This is a genomic window from Paraburkholderia bannensis NBRC 103871 (genome assembly GCF_000685015.1).
GTDB classification, from domain to species: Bacteria; Pseudomonadota; Gammaproteobacteria; order Burkholderiales; family Burkholderiaceae; genus Paraburkholderia; species Paraburkholderia bannensis.
This window is the reverse complement of record NZ_BAYA01000009.1, coordinates 370,695-389,754: the sequence shown is the minus strand read 5'-3', so window position 1 is coordinate 389,754 and position 19,060 is coordinate 370,695. Positions and strand designations below refer to the sequence as shown.

Below are 19,060 nucleotides of genomic sequence, written 5' to 3'. Positions count from 1 at the left end.
CACCACCGCCGCCGCTATTGCCGCTGCCTCCGCCGCCCGAGCCACTCGACCCGCTGGTCGATCCGCCGACACCCGATGTGCCGCCGCCGCGTCCCGGGCCAGAGCTGCTTGAGCTGCTCGAACTTGTGCTGCCGGATACACCTGCGCCGACGCCGCCCGCGCCGCCTGCGCTAGCCGAGCTCGAAGATCCGCTGCCGCCGCGGCCACCTTCACCGCAGTTGCCGTTGTTGTTCCCGATGCAGTTCTTCGGCAGGAAGACCGTGGCCGCATCCGACGCTTCGCTCGTGGTGTCGCTGCCCGTGCTTGCCGTGCCGCTGGTGCCTGGCGTGGCGCCACCGCCAGCCGCCGTTCCAGGGCTCGTCGTCACGCCAGCGCCGCTGGCGGGCTGCGCGCTTGCCGCGCCAAACGGGCTCGCGCCCGACATCGGCGTCGATCCGCTGGTCGAACCCGCCGTGCTTGCCGTGCCCGGGCCCGAGCCTTCCACCGGCATGCCGGCATCGTTCACGGCGCCGCCGCTGGCTGGCAGCACGGCATCGGCGACGACGATCCAGGTCGGGGACGTGACGTTGCTCTCGGCATGGGCGCCCATGGCGGGCAGGAGCACGCTGGCTCCTGCCGCGCCGATTGCAACGATTGCGAGTCCTCGGCCAACCCCGTAGCAGTACTGATGAAATAATCTGTTCTTCATGACGTCCTCCCGGGAAGCGATGGCGCGCGAACGCTTCGCTCCTCTTGCGCCTTGTGTCTGGCGCCGCGCAGTGACTGCGTCAACGCCGACCCCCGTCAGGCCGAATCCGCTTTGCGCCGGTGTGCGCTCCATGACGTGGGAGCGCGATGTCATGCCAGTTGAAGCGGTACACGAGGCACACGGCCGGCTTTGCAGCGGATGACCGGTTTGTGCAGGAGTCCTTGCCGATTGTCGGAGCCCTGTGGCGGGACGGCAGAAAGCAGGTGCGTCATGCTTCCGGTCATCCGTTCGCCTGGTGCGACGCGGGGCGCTCATGCGCTCCGCAACGTCGTCAGGCGGCGACCGGATGCCTGGTGTCGATATAGCGAGTTCTGTGCCATCGGCCGGAGAAGGCCGTGAGCCGTGGACTTTACAATTGACCTATGGTGCCAGCGTAGAAAAAATCGCTGAAAACGTTTCGGCGATGAAACGTCTCAGTGCGGAATGTCGAAATCCGTTGCAAATGCGGACAACGCAACGAGTTTCGTCTGATCTTCCACGCGTTGTTACGGCGTACCGGGCGTCGCGTGCTGGAGTACGCGTAGCTCGCTCGCGGGGATGTGGCAGCGGATGCGATGGCTGCTTGCTTCGGCCAGGGCATCGGCGGCAAAGGGCGGAGCGGTCTCGTCGCAGATCGCGCCGAGCTTGCGCGGGCAACGGCCGCTAAAGACGCAGCCTGAGCCGGAGTAGGGCGCGGCGCTAATGGCTGCGGCACGCGCAGGGTTTTCCTTTACCGCCGAACCGGCGTTCAGCAGCGTCTCCGTGTACGGATGGCACGGGCCGCCCAGCACCGCGTGCGCGGGGCCGCTCTCCACCACATGGCCCGCGTAGAGCACCATGACCCGATCGGCGAGATAGCGCACCACGTCGAGGTCGTGCGAGATGAACAGATAGCTCACGCCGCGCTCGCGTTGCAGGCGTGCGAGCAGGTTCAGGATCGCCGCTTGCACCGACACGTCGAGCGCCGAGGTGGGCTCGTCGCAGATCACCACGCGCGGCTCGCCCGCGAACGCCTGGGCAATCGCCACGCGCTGCTTCAAGCCGCCCGAAAGCTGGCGCGCCCGCGCGTTGAGATAGCGCAGCGGCACGCGCACCGCGTCGAGCAGACTGGCGATGCGAGGCGCGTTGTCGGCGCCCGTACTCGTGCGTTCGCTTTCGGCTCGCGCGAGTGCACGGCCGACCAGCCGGTTCACCGGCAGCGCGCGATTGAGCGAAGCGTCGGGATGCTGGAACACGATGCGCAACGCGCGTAATGCCTGCGCGCTGCGCTGCGTGAGCCGTGCGGCCAGCGGTTGTCCATCGAGTTCGAGGGTGCCGCCTGCATCGGCGGCATGCACGCCTAGCAGCAGCTTGGCGAGTGAGGTCTTGCCGCTGCCCGATTCGCCGACGAGACCCAGTGTTTCGCCCGCGCGCAGTTCAAGCGAGACATCGTTGAGCACGCGCAATGCCTGCGCGCCGCGGCCGAAGGTCAACGAAAGGCCGCTCGCGCGCAGCACGATGCGTGCCGCGCGGTCTTCACGTGTCGAAGCGGTTTCGTCTGTTTGTTCGTTTGTCTGTTGTATGGCCTCTGCGATGGCGGGCGATGCTGTCTGTGCGCTTGCGCGCACATCGACTTCTTCCATGCGGCTTACATCGCCCGCATCGTCTGCATCGCTTGCATTGGCTGCATCGGCGGCAGGCAAGTCGATGGCGCGCTCGTGATAGTGGCAGCGCGACATCTGCTCGCCGTGCGGCGCTTCCATGCGATGCGGCGGCGGCGCGTGTTCGTGGCAGCGGGCATCGGCCATGCGGCAGCGCGGCGCGTACACGCAGCCGTGCGCGAGCGTGCCCGGCGCGGGCAGCTCGCCCGCGATCGTGTCGAGCGTGCCGTGCGCCTTGGTGCGGCCAGGCGCGGGCAGGCAGCGCAGCAGCCCCACCGTGTACGGATGACGCGCGCGCGCGAAGACGTCCTGCGTCGCGCCTTCTTCGACCAGCCGCCCCGCATAGAGCACGCCCACGCGCTCGCACATGCGCGCGATCACGCCCAGGTCGTGGCTGATGAGCAGCACCGCCATGCCGAGCTCCTCGCGCAACTGCGCGACGAGCGCGAGGACTTCGGCTTCGACCGTGGCGTCCAGGCCGGTCGTGGGTTCGTCGAGGATCAGCAGCGTGGGATTCGAGGCAAGCGCCATCGCGATCACCACGCGCTGCTGCATGCCGCCCGATAGCTGATGCGGCCAGCTCGCCATCACGCGCGCGGGATCGGCGATGCGCACGCGCGCGAGCATGGCGTGGGCCTGCGCGAGCGCGTCGACGGGGCTGGCGCCCGCGGCTTCGAAAGCCTCGCTGAGCTGGCGCGCGATCGTGAGCGTCGGGTTGAGCGCGCTCGCCGGATCCTGGTAGACCATCGACACCTTGTGCGCGCGCAGCAGGCGCAGTCCTTCGCGGTCGAGCTTGAGCACGTCCTCGCCGCCGATCGCGATGCGCCCGGACTTTACGCGGCCGTTGTGCGCGAGATAGCGCAGCACGGCGAGCGCCACCGTCGATTTGCCACAACCCGATTCGCCGACGAGCCCGTAGGCTTCGCCGCGCTTGATGCGCAGCGAGACGTCGGTGAGCACGTCGCGATCGTGGCCGCGCACGCGGTACGACACGCTCAGGCCGACGAGCGCGAGTGCGTCGTCGGCGCGCGGCGCGCTGAAGGTGGCGAGGGCGGGGCTGCGTGCGGCGTCGGCGTTCACGTTTCGAGCACCTCGCGCAGGCTGTCGGCGATCAGGTTCACGGCCACGACCAGCGAAGCGATGGCAAGCGCATCGAACGCCACCGTCCACCATGCGCCGCCCGCGAGCAGCGCATACGATTCGGCCAATGCGAGGCCCCAGTCGGCCGAAGGCGGCTGGATGCCGAAGCCCAGGAACGAGAGCGTCGCCACGGCGAAGATCGCGTAGCCCAGCCGCACGGTCGCCTCCACGACGATCGGCGGCCAGACGTTGGGCAGGATCTCCGCGAACATCACATAGGGCGCGCGTTCGCCGCGTAGCCGGGCGGCGGACACGTAATCGAGATGGCGCTCGGCCAGCACGGCGGCGCGCACGGTGCGCGCGACGAGCGGGGCGAACGTAACGCCGATCACGAGCACGACGGCGAGATTCGACGCACCCACCGCCGCAAGCACGAGCAGCGCGACGATCACGAGCGGCAGCGCGAGCACGGCGTCGAGCGCGCGCGCGACCAGCGTGCCGAACCCGCCTTCCAGATAACCCGTGACCAGCCCGAGCGCTGCGCCCGCGAGCGTGCCCGTCAAGGTCGCGAGCGGCGCGATCGTGAGGATGTCGCGCGCGCCGACGATCACGCGCGAGCAGATATCGCGGCCTAACTGATCGGTGCCGCACCAGTGGGCGTGGTCGGGCGGCATCAGCGAGCTGAGCGGATCGGACGCGTAGGCGTCGTACGGCGCGATCCATGCGCCCGCGAGCGCGCAGACGATCCACGCGAGCAGGATCAGTGCGCCTGGTACGAAGGCGGGCGAGCGCAGCAGCAGACCGAGCGTCGCGGCGACTCGTGGCGGCTCGCGCACAACTGCGGCAGGGCGGTCGCTGATCGTTTCGGAGGTCGAATCGTTCATACGCGCTTTATCGGCGGGATTCATCGGCTGGCGGGATTGCGCAGGCGCGGATCAAACAGCGCGTGCAGCAGGTCGGCGCCGAGATTGGCGAGCGTGTAGACGAGGCCCACCGCGAGCACGCCCGCTTCGAGCAGCGGGAAGTCCTTTGCTTTGGCCGCGTTGTAGATCAGCGAGCCGATCCCGGGATAACGGAACAGCGACTCCACCACCACCAGCCCGCCGATCAGGTAACCGAGCTGCGTGGCCGCCACCGTGACGCTCGGCAGCAGCGCATTGCGCAGCACGTGGCGCACGATCACGGTATGGCGCGGCAGGCCCTTGAGGATCGCGGTGCGGGTGTAATCGGCGTCGAGCGCGTCGAGCATCCCCGCGCGCGCAATGCGTGCGAGATAGCCGAAGAACACCAGTACGAGCGGCAGCACCGGCAGCACCAGATGGCGCAGCGTCTCGACGATGCCCGCGTCGGGTGGCGCGACGGCTTCGATCGGCAGCCAGCGCAGCCACACGCCGAACACGAGAATCAGCGCAATCGACGAGACGAACTCCGGCACGGCGCTCGCGCACAGCCCAAGCGTGCTGATCAGGCGGTCGAGCCAGCGCCCGCCGTTGAGCGCCGCCCACACACCGCCGCCGATGCCGAGCGGCACCACCACGATAAACGCGAAGAAACCGAGCTTCGCCGATTGCAGCAAGGCGTCGCCGACCATCGGCGCGACCGGTTGACGAAACGTCCACGAACTGCCGAAGTCGCCGCGCAGCGCATGGCCGATCCACGTGGCGTACTGATCGAGCAGCGGTCGGTCAGCGCCCAGTTGATGATTGAGCGCGGCGACGGCGCGCGCATCGGCGAGCGGCCCCAGCACCGCACGGCCGATGTCGCCCGGTAGCAACTGGCCGCCCGCGAACACCAGAACGGAGAGCAGCCAGAGCGTGAAGACCGCCCACGCGGCGCGCTGCGAAAGAAAGCGCGCCGCGCCGCCGCCCAGGAGCGGGCGGCGCGGGTGCGGTTCGATGTGGGGCGGTTTCGTCAGCTCAGTGGCCATCGGGTTGGCGAAGGCGAGCGCTTTCAGCAGCGCGATGCATCAGCCCGCGAGCGTCGCGCGGTCGAAATAAAGCTGCGCGAGCGCCGTGAAATGCACGCCCGACAGCGTCGTGCGCTGCGCGATCAACTGGTCGTAGAAGTACGGAATGATCATCGGCGTTTCGTCGAGCAGCAGCGTCTGGATCTGCGCGGACACCTGCTTTTGCGCGGCCACGTCGAGCGTCGCCACGAACTGCGCGACCAGCTTGTCGTACTGCGGATTGCGAAAGTGCGCCGCATTCCACGTGCCGCCGCTCGTGAGGGGCGCGTTGAGGAACACGTTCGGCACGCCGCGATGGCCGTAGTCCGTGATGCCGAGCGGCGCGTCGAGCCAGTCCGATTTCCCGTAGGTGCCTGCGCCGTAGTACTGCGACTGGCTTTCCACCTTCAGCGTGATGCGCACGCCGATCGCCCTGGCCGCGTTCTGCACGACCACGGCCAGGTCGGGAATCTCCATGTACTTCTCGGTCGTGAGCGTGACGTCGAAGCCGTTGGCCACGCCCGCCTGGGCAAGCAACTGGCGCGCCCTGGCGAGATCGACCTTGCGTTGTGGCACGGTCGTGGCCGACGACGGGAAGATCGGCGCGAACGGGCTGTCGTTGCCCACCACGGCGCGGCCCTTGAAGAGCCCGCGCACCATCACGTCGCGATCGAGTGCGAGCGCCAGCGCCTGGCGCACGCGCTTGTCCTTGAACTGCGCGACGTCGTTGCGCATGTGGATCTGGCGATGCGCGCTCGAACGCACGCCGATCACCTTGAAATCCGGATTGTTGAGAATGCCGATGCCGCCCTGCACGGTGAAGGTGCCCATCACATCGGCCTGACGGCCTTGCAGCGCGAGAATCTGCGCCTGTTCGTCGGCGTAGAAGGCGAACTGCACGCGCTCGGGCAGCGCCTTGTCGCCCCAATAGCCGTCATGGCGCACAAAGCTCGCGCCGCGCCGCGCTTCGTATTTTTCGAGCTTGAACGCTCCGGTGCCGATAAAGCTCTTCTCGTAGTTGCCCGTGTAGCTGGCGGGCAGCAACACGGCGTTGTAGTTGTCCGAAGACACGTAGTAGGGGAAGTTGCCGTTGGGCGCGTCCAGATGGAACGCGACGGTGTGTTCGTCGACGAGCTTCGTGCCGCCTTTCGAGAGGACGCCCTTGAGCACCGACAGCGCCGCCGAGCCGCTGGCCGGATCGGCGAGACGGTCGAACGTCGCCACCACGTCTTTCGCGCCAAATGGCTGGCCGTCGTGGAATTTCACGCCGGTGCGCAGCTTGAACGTCCAGACATCGGCGCGGTCGTTGGGCTGCCAGGAGAGCGCGAGCGCCGGTTGCAGATGGCCGTCGGCGTCGTCGTTGGCGAGGAACTCGCCGGTCTGGTTCAGGAGGCACAGCGCGCCCGCGTCGGTGACGGTGAGCGGATCGACCGCACCCGCCGGCATCAGGTGCGCGACGCGGATCGTCTGGTTGCCGGGCTTGCCTGCGCCTTGTGCGCGTGCGCTGCGTGGCGCAATCAGGCCGCCGCCCGCAAGCGCGAGGCTCGACAGGCCGAGCACGCTTGCGTAGCGCAGCAACTCGCGGCGCGTGAGGCGCCCGGCAAGCAACTCGTCGATGGCGTGATTGCCGTAATCCCCTGCGTCACGGCGCAAAGGTTCGAGGCTGGACGATGCGCTGGCGCGCGCAAGCGGACGGGAAATGCTGGACTGCGGACGTTTCATCGGCGCGAGATTCCGTGCGGTTCCGTGGATGGGCGCGGCCGCAAGGAAGCGGACGCGACGGCGGCATGCGGGTGCGGCTGACGACGAATGAGGCTTGAGAGGCTCAGGGGCCTTGAGCTGGCCAGTTTACGCGTTTTCGGGGATCGGCACGAGGCCCAGGGTTGTGCGGGGTTGCGCGCAGCCGCGAGCGCGGGCAGCGATGGCGCGACGGGTCGCCGCGCCGTTGTGCAAAGCGGTGCGATAGCAGCGCGCGCGTGCGCTGCTATCGCATGCGGGAGGCTACAGCGCGCCCGGGCCGCTCAGGGGCGTGGCAGGGCGGCGCCAGCGATGGAACAGCACCGAGCCGATCCAGCACGCGATGAAGAGCGCGACGATGCCGTAACCGAGCTCGCCGAAGCGCTCGTTCAGCCCGCTGGCGATCGACCACACGCCGCCGCTTGCGCCGAGTTTGTCGCCGATCAGGCCCACGGCCTCGACGCCGCCAATCACGATCGCCACCAGCGCCGACACGAACGTGATGCTCGCGTTGTAGTAGAGCTTGCGCTTCGGATCGTCCATCGCCCAGCCGTAGGCGTGAACCATCAGCACGTTGTCGGTGGAATCGACGAGCGTCATGCCCGCCGTGAAAAGCGCCGGGAACACGAGGATCGAGTACATCGGCAGGCCTTTGCCGGCTTCGGCGGCGGCAATCGCGAGCAGGCCGATTTCGGTGGCCGTGTCGAAGCCCAGGCCGAACAGCACGCCCACTGGATACATGTGCCAGCTTTTCGTCACGAGCCTGAAAAGCGGACGCAGCGCGCGCGAGAGGAGCCCGCCAGGCGCAGCCGCCTGGGCGGCGAGCGACGCGGCGTCCTCGCCTGGCTGCCCGCGCCCGGTCATTCGATAGCGCCGCCACACGTCGCGCAGGATCACGAGGTTCACGCCCGCAAGCACCAGCAAAAAGCCCGACGACACCAGCGTGCCGATGGTCGAGCCGATCTCGTGAAACCGTTCGAAGCGCCCGTGCAGCGTGAGCGCCGACAGCGCAATGCCCACCGTCGCCGCGACCACGATGGTCGAATGCCCCAGCGAGAACGCGAGTCCCACGCCCAGCGGCTGCTGGCCGCGCTGCATGAGCTTGCGCGTGACGGCGTCGATGGCGGCGATGTGATCGGCGTCCACCGCGTGGCGCAGGCCGAAGCCATACGCGAGCAGGGCGGTGCCAAGCAGCAGCGGGTAGTGGCGAAAGGCGATCAGCGCCCATGCCCAGGCCGCGAGGTTGGCGGCGATCAGCACGGCATAGAGCGGGATCAGGCGTCGGCGCATCGGCGCAGCAGTGTGTGTCATGCGAAAGCGGTGTTCAGTGATCGTGTGGGTGGCGATGGATCGGATCGACCCAGTAGACCGTCTCGGGCGCTTCGACGGCGTCGATGTTCAGGTTCACGACCACGGCTTCGTTGTCGCTGCGCACGAGCACGCATTCGAGCGGGTCGTCGGTGCTCGCGTTGATTTCCTGGTGCGGCACGTAGGGCGGCACGAAGATGAAATCGCCGGGCCCGGCTTCGGCGGTGAATTCCAGGTGCTCGCCCCAGCGCATGCGCGCGTGGCCGCGCACGACGTAGATCACGCTTTCCAGCGCGCCGTGATGATGCGCGCCCGTCTTCGCGTTCGGATGGATCGTCACGGTGCCGGCCCAGATCTTCTGCGCGCCCACGCGCGCCGCATTGATGGCGGCGGCGCGGTTCATGCCGGGCGTCTGCGCGGTGTTGCTGTCGAGCTGGTCGCCGCGGATCACCTTCACGCCGTTCTCGCGCCAGTCTGTCGGCGTCGGCGCGCTGTCGTGACTGTGATCGTGTGGATGTTCATGGTCGTGGCTCATGTCTCTCTCCTTGCGTTCCTTGTCTCCACTGCCTTCGCGCGTGCGGGCGTACCGCCGCATTCTGGCATGGCCAAAAATTCGGCGCGCGCGCGAAAAAAAGCCCGTCCGCGAAGGGACGGGCTTTCGTCGATGACATCACGCACCTGCGTCGTGCGCGACATCGTGCTTCACGTCATGCGTCACGTCACGCTTTACGTCTTCTTCGCGTTGATGACGGCTTCGGCCACGTTTTGCGGCGTTTCCGAGTAGTGCTTGAACTCCATCGTGTAGGTGGCGCGGCCCTGCGTGAGCGAGCGCAGCGATGTCGAGTAGCCGAACATTTCGGACAGCGGCACTTCGGCGCGCACGATCTTGCCGCCGCCGCCCGCGATGTCCTCCATGCCCTGCACGATGCCGCGACGGCTCGACAGGTCGCCCATCACGTTGCCCATGAAGTCCTCGGGCGTTTCCACTTCGACGGCCATCATCGGTTCGAGCAGGATCGGCTTGGCCTTGCGCATCGCTTCCTTGAAGGCCATCGAACCGGCCATGCGGAAGGCGTTTTCGTTCGAATCGACGTCGTGGTACGAGCCGAACGTGAGCGTGACCTTCGTGTCGACGACCGGATAACCGGCCAGCACGCCGGCCTTGAGCGTCTCCTGAATGCCCTTGTCGACCGCCGGGATGAATTCGCGCGGAATCACGCCGCCCTTGATGGCATCGACGAATTCATAGCCCTTGCCCGGCGTCTGCGGTTCGAGCGTGATGACCGCGTGGCCATACTGGCCGCGCCCGCCCGACTGCTTGACGAACTTGCCTTCGACGTCCTCGACCTTGTTCTTCACGGTCTCGCGGTACGCGACCTGCGGCTTGCCGACCGTGGCCTCCACGCCGAACTCGCGCTTCATGCGGTCGACGAGAATTTCCAGGTGCAGCTCGCCCATCCCGGAAATGATGGTCTGGCCGGATTCCTCGTCGGTCTGCACGCGGAACGACGGGTCTTCCTGCGCGAGACGATTGAGCGCAATGCCCATCTTCTCCTGGTCGGCCTTGGTCTTCGGCTCGACGGCCTGCGAGATCACCGGTTCCGGGAAGATCATGCGTTCGAGCACGATCGGGTTGGCCGGATCGCACAGCGTGTCGCCGGTCGTCGCTTCCTTCAGGCCCACGGCCGCGGCAATGTCGCCCGCGCGCACTTCCTTGATTTCCTTGCGCTCGTTCGCGTGCATTTGAAGAATGCGGCCCAGGCGCTCGCGCTTTTCCTTGATCGCGTTGAGCACCGTGTCGCCCGATTCCACCACGCCCGAATAGACGCGGAAGAAGATCAGCTGGCCGACGAACGGGTCGGTCATGATCTTGAAGGCGAGCGCGGAGAACGGCTCGTCGTCGCTCGGATGACGCTCGATTTCCTTGTCGCTCAGGTCGTGGCCCAGGATGGCGGGCACGTCGACGGGCGAGGGCAGATAGTCGATCACGGCGTCGAGCATGGCCTGCACGCCCTTGTTCTTGAACGCGCTGCCGCACAGCATCGGCACGATTTCGCCGGCGATGGTGCGCTTGCGCAGCGCCGCCTTGATCTCGTCTTCGCTCAGGCTTTCGTGATCTTCGAGGTACTTTTCGAGCAGCGCTTCATCGGCTTCGGCGGCGGCTTCGACCATCTTGTCGTGCCACTCCTTGGCGGTTTCGAGCAGATTGGCGGGAATCTCCTCGTACTCGAACTTCACGCCCTGGCTCTCGTCGTCCCAGACGATCGCCTTCATCTTCACGAGATCGACCACGCCCTGGAAGTGATCTTCCGCGCCCACCGGAATCTGGATCGGCACCGCCACGCCCTTCAGGCGCTCGCCGATCTGCCGCTGCACGCGGAAGAAGTCCGCGCCCACGCGATCCATCTTGTTGACGAACGCGATGCGCGGCACCTTGTACTTGTTCGCCTGGCGCCAGACGGTTTCCGACTGCGGCTGCACGCCGCCGACCGAGTCGTACACCATGCACGCGCCGTCGAGCACGCGCATGGAACGCTCGACTTCAATCGTGAAGTCCACGTGCCCCGGGGTGTCGATGATGTTGATGCGGTGTTCGGGATAGTTGCCCGCCATGCCTTTCCAGAACGCAGTCGTCGCGGCCGAGGTGATCGTGATGCCGCGTTCCTGCTCCTGCTCCATCCAGTCCATGGTCGCCGCGCCGTCGTGAACCTCGCCGAGCTTGTGATTCACGCCGGTGTAGAAAAGGATGCGTTCGGTTGTCGTGGTTTTGCCGGCATCGATGTGAGCGCTAATGCCGATATTGCGATAGCGCTCGATGGGAGTCTTGCGAGGCACGGTGATCTCCTTGGAAAGACGCGCCATGGAAAGTGCCGGGCGGCGCGCGGCGCGGCCAGCGCGCGGTCCGGCGGCCCGAGCGGCGGACTGTCCGGAGTGTTCCCGGCAAAGCCTGTGCCGCACGGTGGATTAATAGGATAGCGCTTGCGCGCGGCTTTTGCTGGTAACGGTGTCGAAGCGGCCGGGCGGGCGCAGCCGGTGGATGCCTGGACGAAAAAAAACCGGCGCCGCGTGCCGCGGGGCCGGTTCTTCGCGCGAGGCGATGGGCGCGTGCGCCAACGCCGGATGAAACGCTTATTGCAGCGGCGGCAGGCCTTCGATCTTCATGCCGGGCTTGATGCCCTTCGACGTGAAGAAGCCCTTGCTCATTTCGAGTGCATAAACACCGTTGTTGCGCGGGCAGTGATTGTTGGTCGTCTCGGCCTGCATCTCATCGATGTCGGTGATCGTGCCGTCGGCGCGCATGAAGGCGATCGACAGCGGGATCAGCGTGTTCTTCATCCAGAAGCAGTGCACGGCGTTTTCGCCGAACACGAACAGCATGCCTTCGTTGGGCGCGAGCTGCGTGCGATACATGAGGCCCTGCTCGCGGTCCGCATCATTGGCGGCCACGGCGGCGTCGATCACGAACATGCCTGCCGTGAGCTTCAAACGCGGAAAATCGCCGGGCTGCTTCGCGCCGGGCGGCATTTGCTGGGCGTGTGCAGGCGTGCTGATCAGGGCCGTCGAGAACGTGAAGGCCGACACGGTGGCAAACGCTGCGAGCGCGCAACGCGCGATCAGCGGGCGCAGGGAAAATCGCACGAGTGAGCTCCTTGCTTGAGATTAGTCCGCGCATGTTACGCGAGTACGTCGGCGCGGGTCAAAACTTGCAGCGCGTGAACGCGCAACGATGCTGCAAAAAGGTACTGCGAATGGGTACAGCAAAACGGGTGCTGCAAAAACAAAAGGCAGAGCGCCTTGCGACACTCTGCCTTTCAAACGAAGCGAAGATCAGCGCTGGGCGCCATTCTCCGAGACGTCTTACAACAAGCTTACTCCGAAGCTGCCGAAGCTGCTTCAGCCTTAGCTGCTGCCTTCTTGTGCGACTTCTTGTGCGACTTCTTGTGCGATGCCTTGTGTGCCGACGAAGCAGCAGCTGCCGGAGCAGCCGAAGCAGCTTCCGGAGCCGAAGCTTGTGCGAATGCAGCCGATGCGAAGAGGCCAGCGACCAGAGCAGCGATCAGTTTGTTCATTTTGTGAATCCTCAGCTTGAGTTAATTAACCAAGTGACCCGGTTATTGGATCAGGTCGGTAAACGTGCCATCCACCTTTCGGTTGACAGTCGGATCGACAAATTCGCGTGAACTTGCAATTCGTGTCTGCCAGCGGCCAGGGCCGTGCATTGCTGCAAGACCCTTAAGGCTGAATGCCGGATAGCTTCGGGCGGCATCTGCGTGGTTTAACGCATGGTCTCGCGAGTCGGTTGACGAGAAGTTTTCATTTGCTTCGCGATTTTTTAGCTATGCGTGGCAACTGAAAGAGAGGGCGAGAGATGGCGTTTACAGGCCTTTTTGCAGGCCTATTTCTTCGGCAAATCGTAAAAAGTGCTTGCGCAACAGTTACTTGCGCGCATGTCGCGCATGCATGGCGGGCTTCCACGGTGCGTCTGCCGGTACATCGACGCTGTCTCCTGGCGCGAGACCCAGCGAAAAAATATCGAGTGAGCCGATCGCAACACGCACGAGACGCAGCGTAGGAAATCCCACGGCGGCCGTCATGCGCCGTACCTGACGGTTTTTCCCTTCGCTGATGGCGAGTTCGATCCAGGTCGTGGGAATCGCCGCGCGAAAGCGGATAGGCGGATTGCGCGGCCAGAGAATTTCGGCATCGGCGTCGGAAATTTTCTTCGCCCGACATGGCTGTGTCACAAAGTCCTTCAGGTCGACGCCACGTTCCAGCGCGGCCAGCGCATCGTCGCCGGGTGCGCCTTCTACCTGCGCCCAATAACGCTTGACGAGCTTGCGCTTCGGTTCGGCGATACGCGATTGCAACGCGCCATCGTCGGTGAGCAGCAGCAGGCCTTCGCTATCGGAATCGAGACGGCCGGCAGGGTAGACGTTCGGCGTCTTGACCCAGTCCGCAAGCGACTGGCGCGTCTCGTGCGGCGAAAATTGGCAGATCGTGCCGAACGGTTTGTTGAGAGCGATCAAGCGCATGGCGAAAGAAACAAAATGCAAAAACGGTAAAAGGATGTCGCGCCGCGATCTTAATGCATAACGCAACGCGTCTCGTGTCCGTGTGACTGATGAGTCTTATATAAGACATGAGACATCAGTTAGCGCTCGGGCCAGCGCAGGAACGCGCCGCGCGGGCCGTGTGAGGGCGTCGGCACGAGCGTTCGGGGCGTGGGCTAGAATAACGGCCAGAATAATTGCATTGCGAACTGTTCGCGCTCCACAGCCCGATCCCCCTACTGGAGTTGATCATGCCGTATCAGCACATCAAGGTCCCGGCAGGCGGTGAGAAGATCACCGTCAATCCGGATTTCTCGCTCAACGTCTCCAACCAGCCGATCATCCCTTATATCGAAGGTGACGGCACAGGTGTCGATATCACGCCGGTCATGCTCAAGGTGGTCAATGCGGCCGTGGAGAAAGCCTACAGCGGCCAGCGCAAGATTCACTGGATGGAGATTTACGCGGGCGAGAAGGCTACGCGCGTGTACGGCCCCGATGTCTGGCTGCCCGATGAAACGCTCGAAGTCGTGAAGGATTACGTCGTGTCGATCAAGGGCCCGCTCACGACGCCGGTGGGTGGCGGCATTCGCTCGCTGAACGTGACGCTGCGCCAGCAACTCGACCTCTATGTGTGCCTGCGTCCGGTGCAGTATTTCAAGGGCGTGCCCTCGCCGGTGCGTGCGCCGGAGAAGGTCAACATGGTGATCTTCCGCGAGAACTCGGAAGACATCTACGCGGGCATCGAATGGCCCGCGGATTCGGAAGGCGCGAAGAAGCTGATCGCGTTCCTGCGCGACGAAATGGGCATCTCGAAGATCCGCTTCCCGGACAGCTCGGGCGTGGGCGTGAAGCCGGTGTCGCGCGAGGGCACCGAGCGTCTCGTGCGCAAGGCGATCCAGTACGCGATCGACAACGAGCGCCGTTCGGTGACGCTGGTGCACAAGGGCAACATCATGAAGTTCACCGAAGGCGCGTTCCGCGACTACGGTTATGCGCTCGCGCAGAAGGAATTCGCGGCGGAACTGATCGACGGCGGCCCGTGGATGAAGATCAAGAACCCGAAGACGGGCGCCGACATCGTCATCAAGGACGTGATCGCCGACGCCTTCCTTCAGCAGATCCTGCTGCGTCCGGCCGAATACGACGTGATCGCCACGCTGAACCTGAACGGCGATTACATCTCGGACGCGCTGGCGGCGCAGGTGGGCGGCATCGGCATTGCGCCGGGCGCGAATCTGTCGGATTCGGTGGCGATGTTCGAAGCGACGCACGGCACGGCGCCCAAGTACGCGGGCAAGGACTACGTGAATCCGGGCTCGGAAATTCTGTCGGCGGAAATGATGCTGCGTCACCTTGGCTGGACGGAGGCCGCAGACCTGATCATCGCGTCGATGGAAAAGTCGATTCAGCAAAAGCGCGTGACGTACGACTTCGCGCGGTTGATGGAAGGCGCGACCCAGGTGTCGTGTTCGGCGTTCGGCCAGGTGATGATCGACAATATGTGAGCGTTGCCAGGGCTTCAATGCCCTGTTGCGCTGCAATTCACGAGCCCCGAAAGACGTCGCGTCTTGCGGGGCTTTTGTTTTGAATCGTCGACCGGCCTTCAATTCTGATCGATTAGGCATCCGAATCGATGGCCTGGAGATTATCTGTCAGAAGGCGGCAGTCCTTAATTGCTGAGCTTCGTGATCTTCTGACCTTGCACGCCGAGACCAGCCATCAGACCCGACTGTCCGTAGATGAACGCATAGATATCCGATCGCGCGGTCGTGGTCGTGACGTCCTTGGCCATGCCCGAATCGATCACCACGACGCTCGGGCCCATGCCGACCGACCAGCCATCGGCGGCGTCGAGTTGACTCACCGATTCCGGCGTCGTCAGCACCATTGCCTCCGAGAAGCTCTGTGCGCCAGCCTGAAGGCCCCACGAGACGGCGGCTGCGCTGTAGTAGCCCTTCACGCTGCCGTCCGGCCCGAACAGCACGCCCTTGCCGCCCGAACCGCCGAGCAGCAAGCCCGCCTTGACGATGCTGGGGAAAATCAGGATGCCGGCGGCGTTGGCGCTCAACTCCCTGGCGCGCGGCGTAGTGTCGTAGAGCTGGGCCAGGGCGACGCGCGCTTCCTGTTCGAGCTGCGCGTGTGAGGTGGCTTCGCTGCTGGCCGACGATGTCGTGATGTCCGTAGTCGAACAGGCGGCGAGGAGCACGGCGGACAGCAATGCGGCGATGCGTAGCGGCTTGAGGGACATGATGTGGGGCGCTCCTGATTCGATTTCGATGAGCCTTCGTCAGCGACGCGATGAAGCCTCGGGGCGGTTAGGAGGTCGGATCATAGCGAGCACGCCTGCAGGTCTCCTTGTCCTGGGCAGGGCCTGTCGTGCGTTTGTGCGTGAGTTGCCCAGGCTTCTGTGCGTTATCATGACGAGCGTCAATCTCGCGTTGTGTCCCTGATGGCCGTCCTGTGTCGCCTCCTTTTCGTTTGCGTGTTTGCGCTGCTCGGCATGCGCGGCGCGAACGCGTGCGAGCCCATGCAGCATGATGCGCAGACGTCGTCTGTCAGCCATGCCGTCCACGCGCAGGTGACAGGACGCGCCCATTGCAGCGGCGTCGATCGCAACGGATCCGGCGACTGCGGCTTGCACCATGCAGGCTGTTGCAGCGTGGGTTGCGGCATGCATTGCTGGGCGCCTGCGCTCGAATCACGCATTGATTCCCAGGCGCAAGCGCATGCCGCACCTGTGGTTCGCGTCGCTGCCTTGCGCGCCGGCATCACTCACGCCCCTCCTTTGCCTCCTCCGATCGTCTGAACGCGGGTCGGTGCGCGTACGCGCGCCGGGCCGATAGTCCACAAAATGCTTCGCATGCCGTGACGCCACGCGTGCGAAGGCCATGGCCGCCTGCGCATCTTGCAGGCAGACGAATTTGAGGAATTCATCGATGAAACGCAGAGTGTTTTTGTCCGGCGTGCTGGGCGCCGCCACCGCTTCGTTGTTCGCGCGCGTGTCGTTGGCAGGCGAGGGCGCAGAAGGCATGTCCGGAATGGCCGATATGTCCGGCATGGCAGGGATGGCCGGAATGGGTCACACGCCAATGCCCACACCGGCGGCGCTCGCGGCCGTTGACGCTTTGCCCGCTGGCGCACCGCTTGCGAACTTGCGCGTGCTCGCCAACGAAAGCCAGGAGGCCGGCGTATTTCGCGCGACACTGATTGCGCAGCCCGCCACGCATGCATTGCTCGCCGACAAGCCGCCCACTACTTTCTGGCAATACGACGCAAGCGCGGCGAATCACGACGGGCCCGTTGTCGGCCCGCTGATCGACGTGCGCGAGGGCGATCACGTCGAGATCCGCTTCGTCAACCGCCTGCCGCAGCCGACGACGATCCACTGGCACGGCCTGCCCGTGCCGCCCGATCAGGACGGTAACCCGGCCAATCCGATCGCGCCTGGCGCCACGCATGTCTATCGCTTCATCTTGCCGAAGGGCAGCGCGGGCACTTACTGGTATCACCCGCATCCCCACATGCAAACGGCGGAGCAGGTGTATCGCGGCCTCGCGGGGCCGATCGTCGTGCGTGCCGCCGACGATCCGCTCGCGGCCTGGCCCGAGCGCCATCTGTTCGTCTCGGACCTGAAGCTTTCGGCCGATGGCGCGATTGCCGCGAACAGCATGATGGACTGGATGAATGGCCGCGAAGGCCAGTTCGTGCTCGTGAACGGCGCGCGCGAACCACGCATCGACGTCGTGCGCGACGAGCGCTGGCGGGTCTGGAACGGTTGCAACGCGCGCTATCTGCTGCTGGCGTTCGACGATGGCCGCGCGTTCGCCCAGGTCGGCACCGATGGCGGGTTGCTAGGCGCGCCGCGCGAGGGCGTCACGTCGCTGCTGCTAGCGCCCGGCGAGCGCGCCGAATTGATCGTGCACGCGGGGCAGGGCCCTTCGACAGCGCGTTTGCTCGCGGCCCAGTACGACCGCCGCAAGATGGCGATGACCCACGGCAGCTTGCCGCCGACTCCCGTCGCGACGCTGGCGCAGGTTCATTTCGCACCCCGTGGCGATATCGCTAACCAGACGCTGCCCGCGCAACTGCGTCCGATCGCTGCGCTCACGCCATCGAAGGTCAAAAAATCCGTCGTGTTCAGCGAGGCGATGGACATGCATGCGATGCACCAGCCGGGTGCATCGACGCTCGCGATGCCCAAAGGGATGCGTTTCATGATCAACGGCGAGTCATACGACGCCGCGCGCATCACGCTCAGGAGCCGTCGCAACGAAGTCGAACAGTGGACGATTGCGAACCAGACGGACATGGATCATCCCTTCCATCTGCACGGCACGCAGTTTCAGGTGCTGGCGCGCGAATCGGACGGCAAGCGCATCGACGAGACCGTGCTTGCATGGCGCGATACGGTCAACGTGAAGCCGGGGGAAAGCGTGCATGTCGCGACCGTTCAGCGTGAAGCGGGCGATCGCATGTTCCATTGCCATATCCTCGAACATGAAGATCTCGGCATGATGGGCACGCTGCGTGTGACGTGACGCTTTATTAACACGCGCGAATGAAACGAGTGTGAAAAAATGTGTCGGATTTGCGTGGTATTCCAGGTGTTTTATTCAAAACACCTGGCGCGCATTAACACGGACATAACCGCGCTACGGCGTACTGTAAAAACGCACGCGCATAAAAATCGTTCGGACAAAAAAGAAAACCCGGCCGAAGCCGGGTTTCCAAGGGTACAGATATCGAACAGATCAGGCTGCTGACTGAATGTTCGATGCCTGCTTACCCTTCGGGCCTTGCACGACCTCGAAGCTCACCTTCTGACCTTCTTTGAGGGTCTTGAAGCCATTCATTTGAATAGCCGAAAAGTGAGCGAACAGATCCTCGCCGCCTTCATCCGGCGTGATGAATCCGAAACCCTTCGCGTCGTTGAACCACTTGACCGTACCGGTTGCCATACCAACTTCCCCTGTAACTCATGTCACTACCACGAGCAGTTCGAAAAGCTAAACGATCGCGAATTGCGATCGCCCCCTCCTCACAAGCTCACCAACGGCATTTTTTCGAAATTAAAGGCGGTTGAAAAAAGTGCCAGCTTGATTGTTGAGGCTCTTTATTCTGGTGTCAAGAATATTTTGAGACGTTCACGGACGCGTTGTAAAGATCGCATTTCCAGGGTTTTTCCGGCTTTTCTAGCGGGCTTTGCTGCTGCGTTGCGCAGTCCGTTGCCAGACTGAACAGTCGGTTCGCTTTTTGTCCCTACGCGCACGATGGCGGTTGCACGACCCATCTTGAAAAGTCGCATAATCGACTCACATGGGAAACACGCCGGGAGTACCGAGGCAAGCATCGCCAGGCAGGACAGCGCGCGCAACGTGGCACGGAATCTGTTTGTCTGCGTGCGCAGGCCGACAAAAGGCGGCGAATTGGGCCGAGGGCGCTGCCCACGCGAGCGGGCAGGTTGTGCGATACTCGATTCGACGGTGGCCCGAAAGCTGCTGGCAGGATGATTCGAACCGGCCCCGCAGCCGGGCGCCCACGCAAGTCGCGGTCAGGGCGAAGTAGATCG

At 64.7% G+C, this 19,060-nt stretch carries 14 protein-coding genes and 1 pseudogene; 3 read left to right on the top strand and 12 right to left on the bottom strand.

The genetic code is table 11. From position 1 onward, the window contains the following. Positions 1-659, top strand: a pseudogene (locus BBA01S_RS47575) (hypothetical protein); the annotation flags it as partial. 574 nt (positions 660-1,233) lie between these two features. Here BBA01S_RS47575 and BBA01S_RS41535 read toward each other — a convergent pair. The 10 genes from BBA01S_RS41535 to BBA01S_RS17080 all read right to left on the bottom strand — a co-directional run bounded on the left by BBA01S_RS41535 (position 1,234) and on the right by BBA01S_RS17080 (position 13,470). After that, entirely contained in the window at positions 1,234-3,540 is a 2,307-nt protein-coding gene (locus BBA01S_RS41535) for a dipeptide ABC transporter ATP-binding protein (RefSeq protein ID WP_084162218.1), read from the bottom strand. Beyond that, the gene (locus tag BBA01S_RS17125; protein ID WP_084162229.1) at positions 3,444-4,331 is read right to left on the bottom strand and encodes an ABC transporter permease; all 888 of its coding nucleotides are present in this window, start codon (positions 4,329-4,331) and stop codon (positions 3,444-3,446) included. Before BBA01S_RS17125 ends, BBA01S_RS41535 begins: the two co-directional genes overlap by 97 nt. 20 nt (positions 4,332-4,351) lie before the next feature. Beyond that, positions 4,352-5,374 (bottom strand): ABC transporter permease, encoded by a 1,023-nt coding sequence (locus BBA01S_RS17120; RefSeq protein WP_027817532.1) that lies wholly within the window; start codon positions 5,372-5,374, stop codon positions 4,352-4,354. A 39-nt stretch (positions 5,375-5,413) separates the two neighbouring features. Continuing rightward, on the bottom strand, positions 5,414-7,114 hold the full coding sequence (locus BBA01S_RS17115; protein WP_042297385.1) for an ABC transporter substrate-binding protein: 1,701 nt from the start codon (positions 7,112-7,114) through the stop codon (positions 5,414-5,416). Between the two features lie 279 nt (positions 7,115-7,393). Beyond that, positions 7,394-8,440, bottom strand: a complete 1,047-nt coding sequence (locus BBA01S_RS17110; protein ID WP_027817530.1) for a HoxN/HupN/NixA family nickel/cobalt transporter — start codon at positions 8,438-8,440, stop codon at positions 7,394-7,396. 13 nt (positions 8,441-8,453) lie between these two features. Beyond that, positions 8,454-8,972, bottom strand: a complete 519-nt coding sequence (locus BBA01S_RS17105; RefSeq protein ID WP_027817529.1) for a cupin domain-containing protein — start codon at positions 8,970-8,972, stop codon at positions 8,454-8,456. A 191-nt stretch (positions 8,973-9,163) separates the two neighbouring features. Continuing rightward, complete coding sequence (fusA, locus tag BBA01S_RS17100; RefSeq protein WP_027817528.1) at positions 9,164-11,272, bottom strand: elongation factor G; 2,109 nt, start codon at positions 11,270-11,272, stop codon at positions 9,164-9,166. Between the two features lie 294 nt (positions 11,273-11,566). Further along, positions 11,567-12,076, bottom strand: coding sequence for a DUF192 domain-containing protein (locus BBA01S_RS17090; RefSeq protein ID WP_027817527.1), 510 nt, complete (start codon positions 12,074-12,076; stop codon positions 11,567-11,569). 230 nt (positions 12,077-12,306) lie between these two features. Further along, positions 12,307-12,507, bottom strand: coding sequence for a hypothetical protein (locus tag BBA01S_RS17085; protein WP_027817526.1), 201 nt, complete (start codon positions 12,505-12,507; stop codon positions 12,307-12,309). A 366-nt stretch (positions 12,508-12,873) separates the two neighbouring features. Further along, on the bottom strand, positions 12,874-13,470 hold the full coding sequence (locus tag BBA01S_RS17080) for a pseudouridine synthase (protein ID WP_027817525.1): 597 nt from the start codon (positions 13,468-13,470) through the stop codon (positions 12,874-12,876). A gap of 269 nt (positions 13,471-13,739) precedes the next feature. Between BBA01S_RS17080 and icd the strand changes: the two genes are divergently transcribed. Beyond that, positions 13,740-14,996 (top strand): NADP-dependent isocitrate dehydrogenase, encoded by a 1,257-nt coding sequence (icd, locus tag BBA01S_RS17075; protein WP_027817524.1) that lies wholly within the window; start codon positions 13,740-13,742, stop codon positions 14,994-14,996. A 164-nt stretch (positions 14,997-15,160) separates the two neighbouring features. Here icd and BBA01S_RS17070 read toward each other — a convergent pair whose 3' ends face one another. Continuing rightward, positions 15,161-15,739, bottom strand: coding sequence for a lipid-binding SYLF domain-containing protein (locus BBA01S_RS17070; RefSeq protein WP_027817523.1), 579 nt, complete (start codon positions 15,737-15,739; stop codon positions 15,161-15,163). Positions 15,740-16,427: 688 nt separating this feature from the next. Between BBA01S_RS17070 and BBA01S_RS17060 the strand changes: the two genes are divergently transcribed. After that, positions 16,428-18,029, top strand: a complete 1,602-nt coding sequence (locus BBA01S_RS17060; protein ID WP_027817521.1) for a multicopper oxidase family protein — start codon at positions 16,428-16,430, stop codon at positions 18,027-18,029. A gap of 213 nt (positions 18,030-18,242) precedes the next feature. Here the strand turns inward: BBA01S_RS17060 and cspD are convergent, their stop codons facing one another. After that, a complete protein-coding gene (gene cspD / locus BBA01S_RS17055; RefSeq protein ID WP_007586257.1) occupies positions 18,243-18,449 on the bottom strand; it encodes a cold shock domain-containing protein CspD in 207 nt (68 codons plus the stop codon). Positions 18,450-19,060 lie beyond the last annotated feature (611 nt).

Bases quoted from the DNA above. Each gene is read 5' to 3' on its own strand.
- BBA01S_RS41535 (WP_084162218.1), bottom strand. From the start codon at position 3,540: ATGGTGGACGGTGGCGTTCGATGCGCTTGCCATCGCTTCGCTGGTCGT.
- BBA01S_RS17105 (WP_027817529.1), bottom strand. From the start codon at position 8,972: ATGAGCCACGACCATGAACATCCACACGATCACAGTCACGACAGCGCG.
- cspD (WP_007586257.1), bottom strand. From the start codon at position 18,449: ATGGCAACCGGTACGGTCAAGTGGTTCAACGACGCGAAGGGTTTCGGA.
- BBA01S_RS17080 (WP_027817525.1), bottom strand. From the start codon at position 13,470: ATGCGCTTGATCGCTCTCAACAAACCGTTCGGCACGATCTGCCAATTT.
- BBA01S_RS17110 (WP_027817530.1), bottom strand. From the start codon at position 8,440: ATGACACACACTGCTGCGCCGATGCGCCGACGCCTGATCCCGCTCTAT.
- BBA01S_RS17085 (WP_027817526.1), bottom strand. From the start codon at position 12,507: ATGAACAAACTGATCGCTGCTCTGGTCGCTGGCCTCTTCGCATCGGCT.
- BBA01S_RS17115 (WP_042297385.1), bottom strand. From the start codon at position 7,114: ATGAAACGTCCGCAGTCCAGCATTTCCCGTCCGCTTGCGCGCGCCAGC.
- BBA01S_RS17120 (WP_027817532.1), bottom strand. From the start codon at position 5,374: ATGGCCACTGAGCTGACGAAACCGCCCCACATCGAACCGCACCCGCGC.
- BBA01S_RS17060 (WP_027817521.1), top strand. From the start codon at position 16,428: ATGAAACGCAGAGTGTTTTTGTCCGGCGTGCTGGGCGCCGCCACCGCT.
- icd (WP_027817524.1), top strand. From the start codon at position 13,740: ATGCCGTATCAGCACATCAAGGTCCCGGCAGGCGGTGAGAAGATCACC.
- BBA01S_RS17125 (WP_084162229.1), bottom strand. From the start codon at position 4,331: ATGAACGATTCGACCTCCGAAACGATCAGCGACCGCCCTGCCGCAGTT.
- BBA01S_RS17070 (WP_027817523.1), bottom strand. From the start codon at position 15,739: ATGTCCCTCAAGCCGCTACGCATCGCCGCATTGCTGTCCGCCGTGCTC.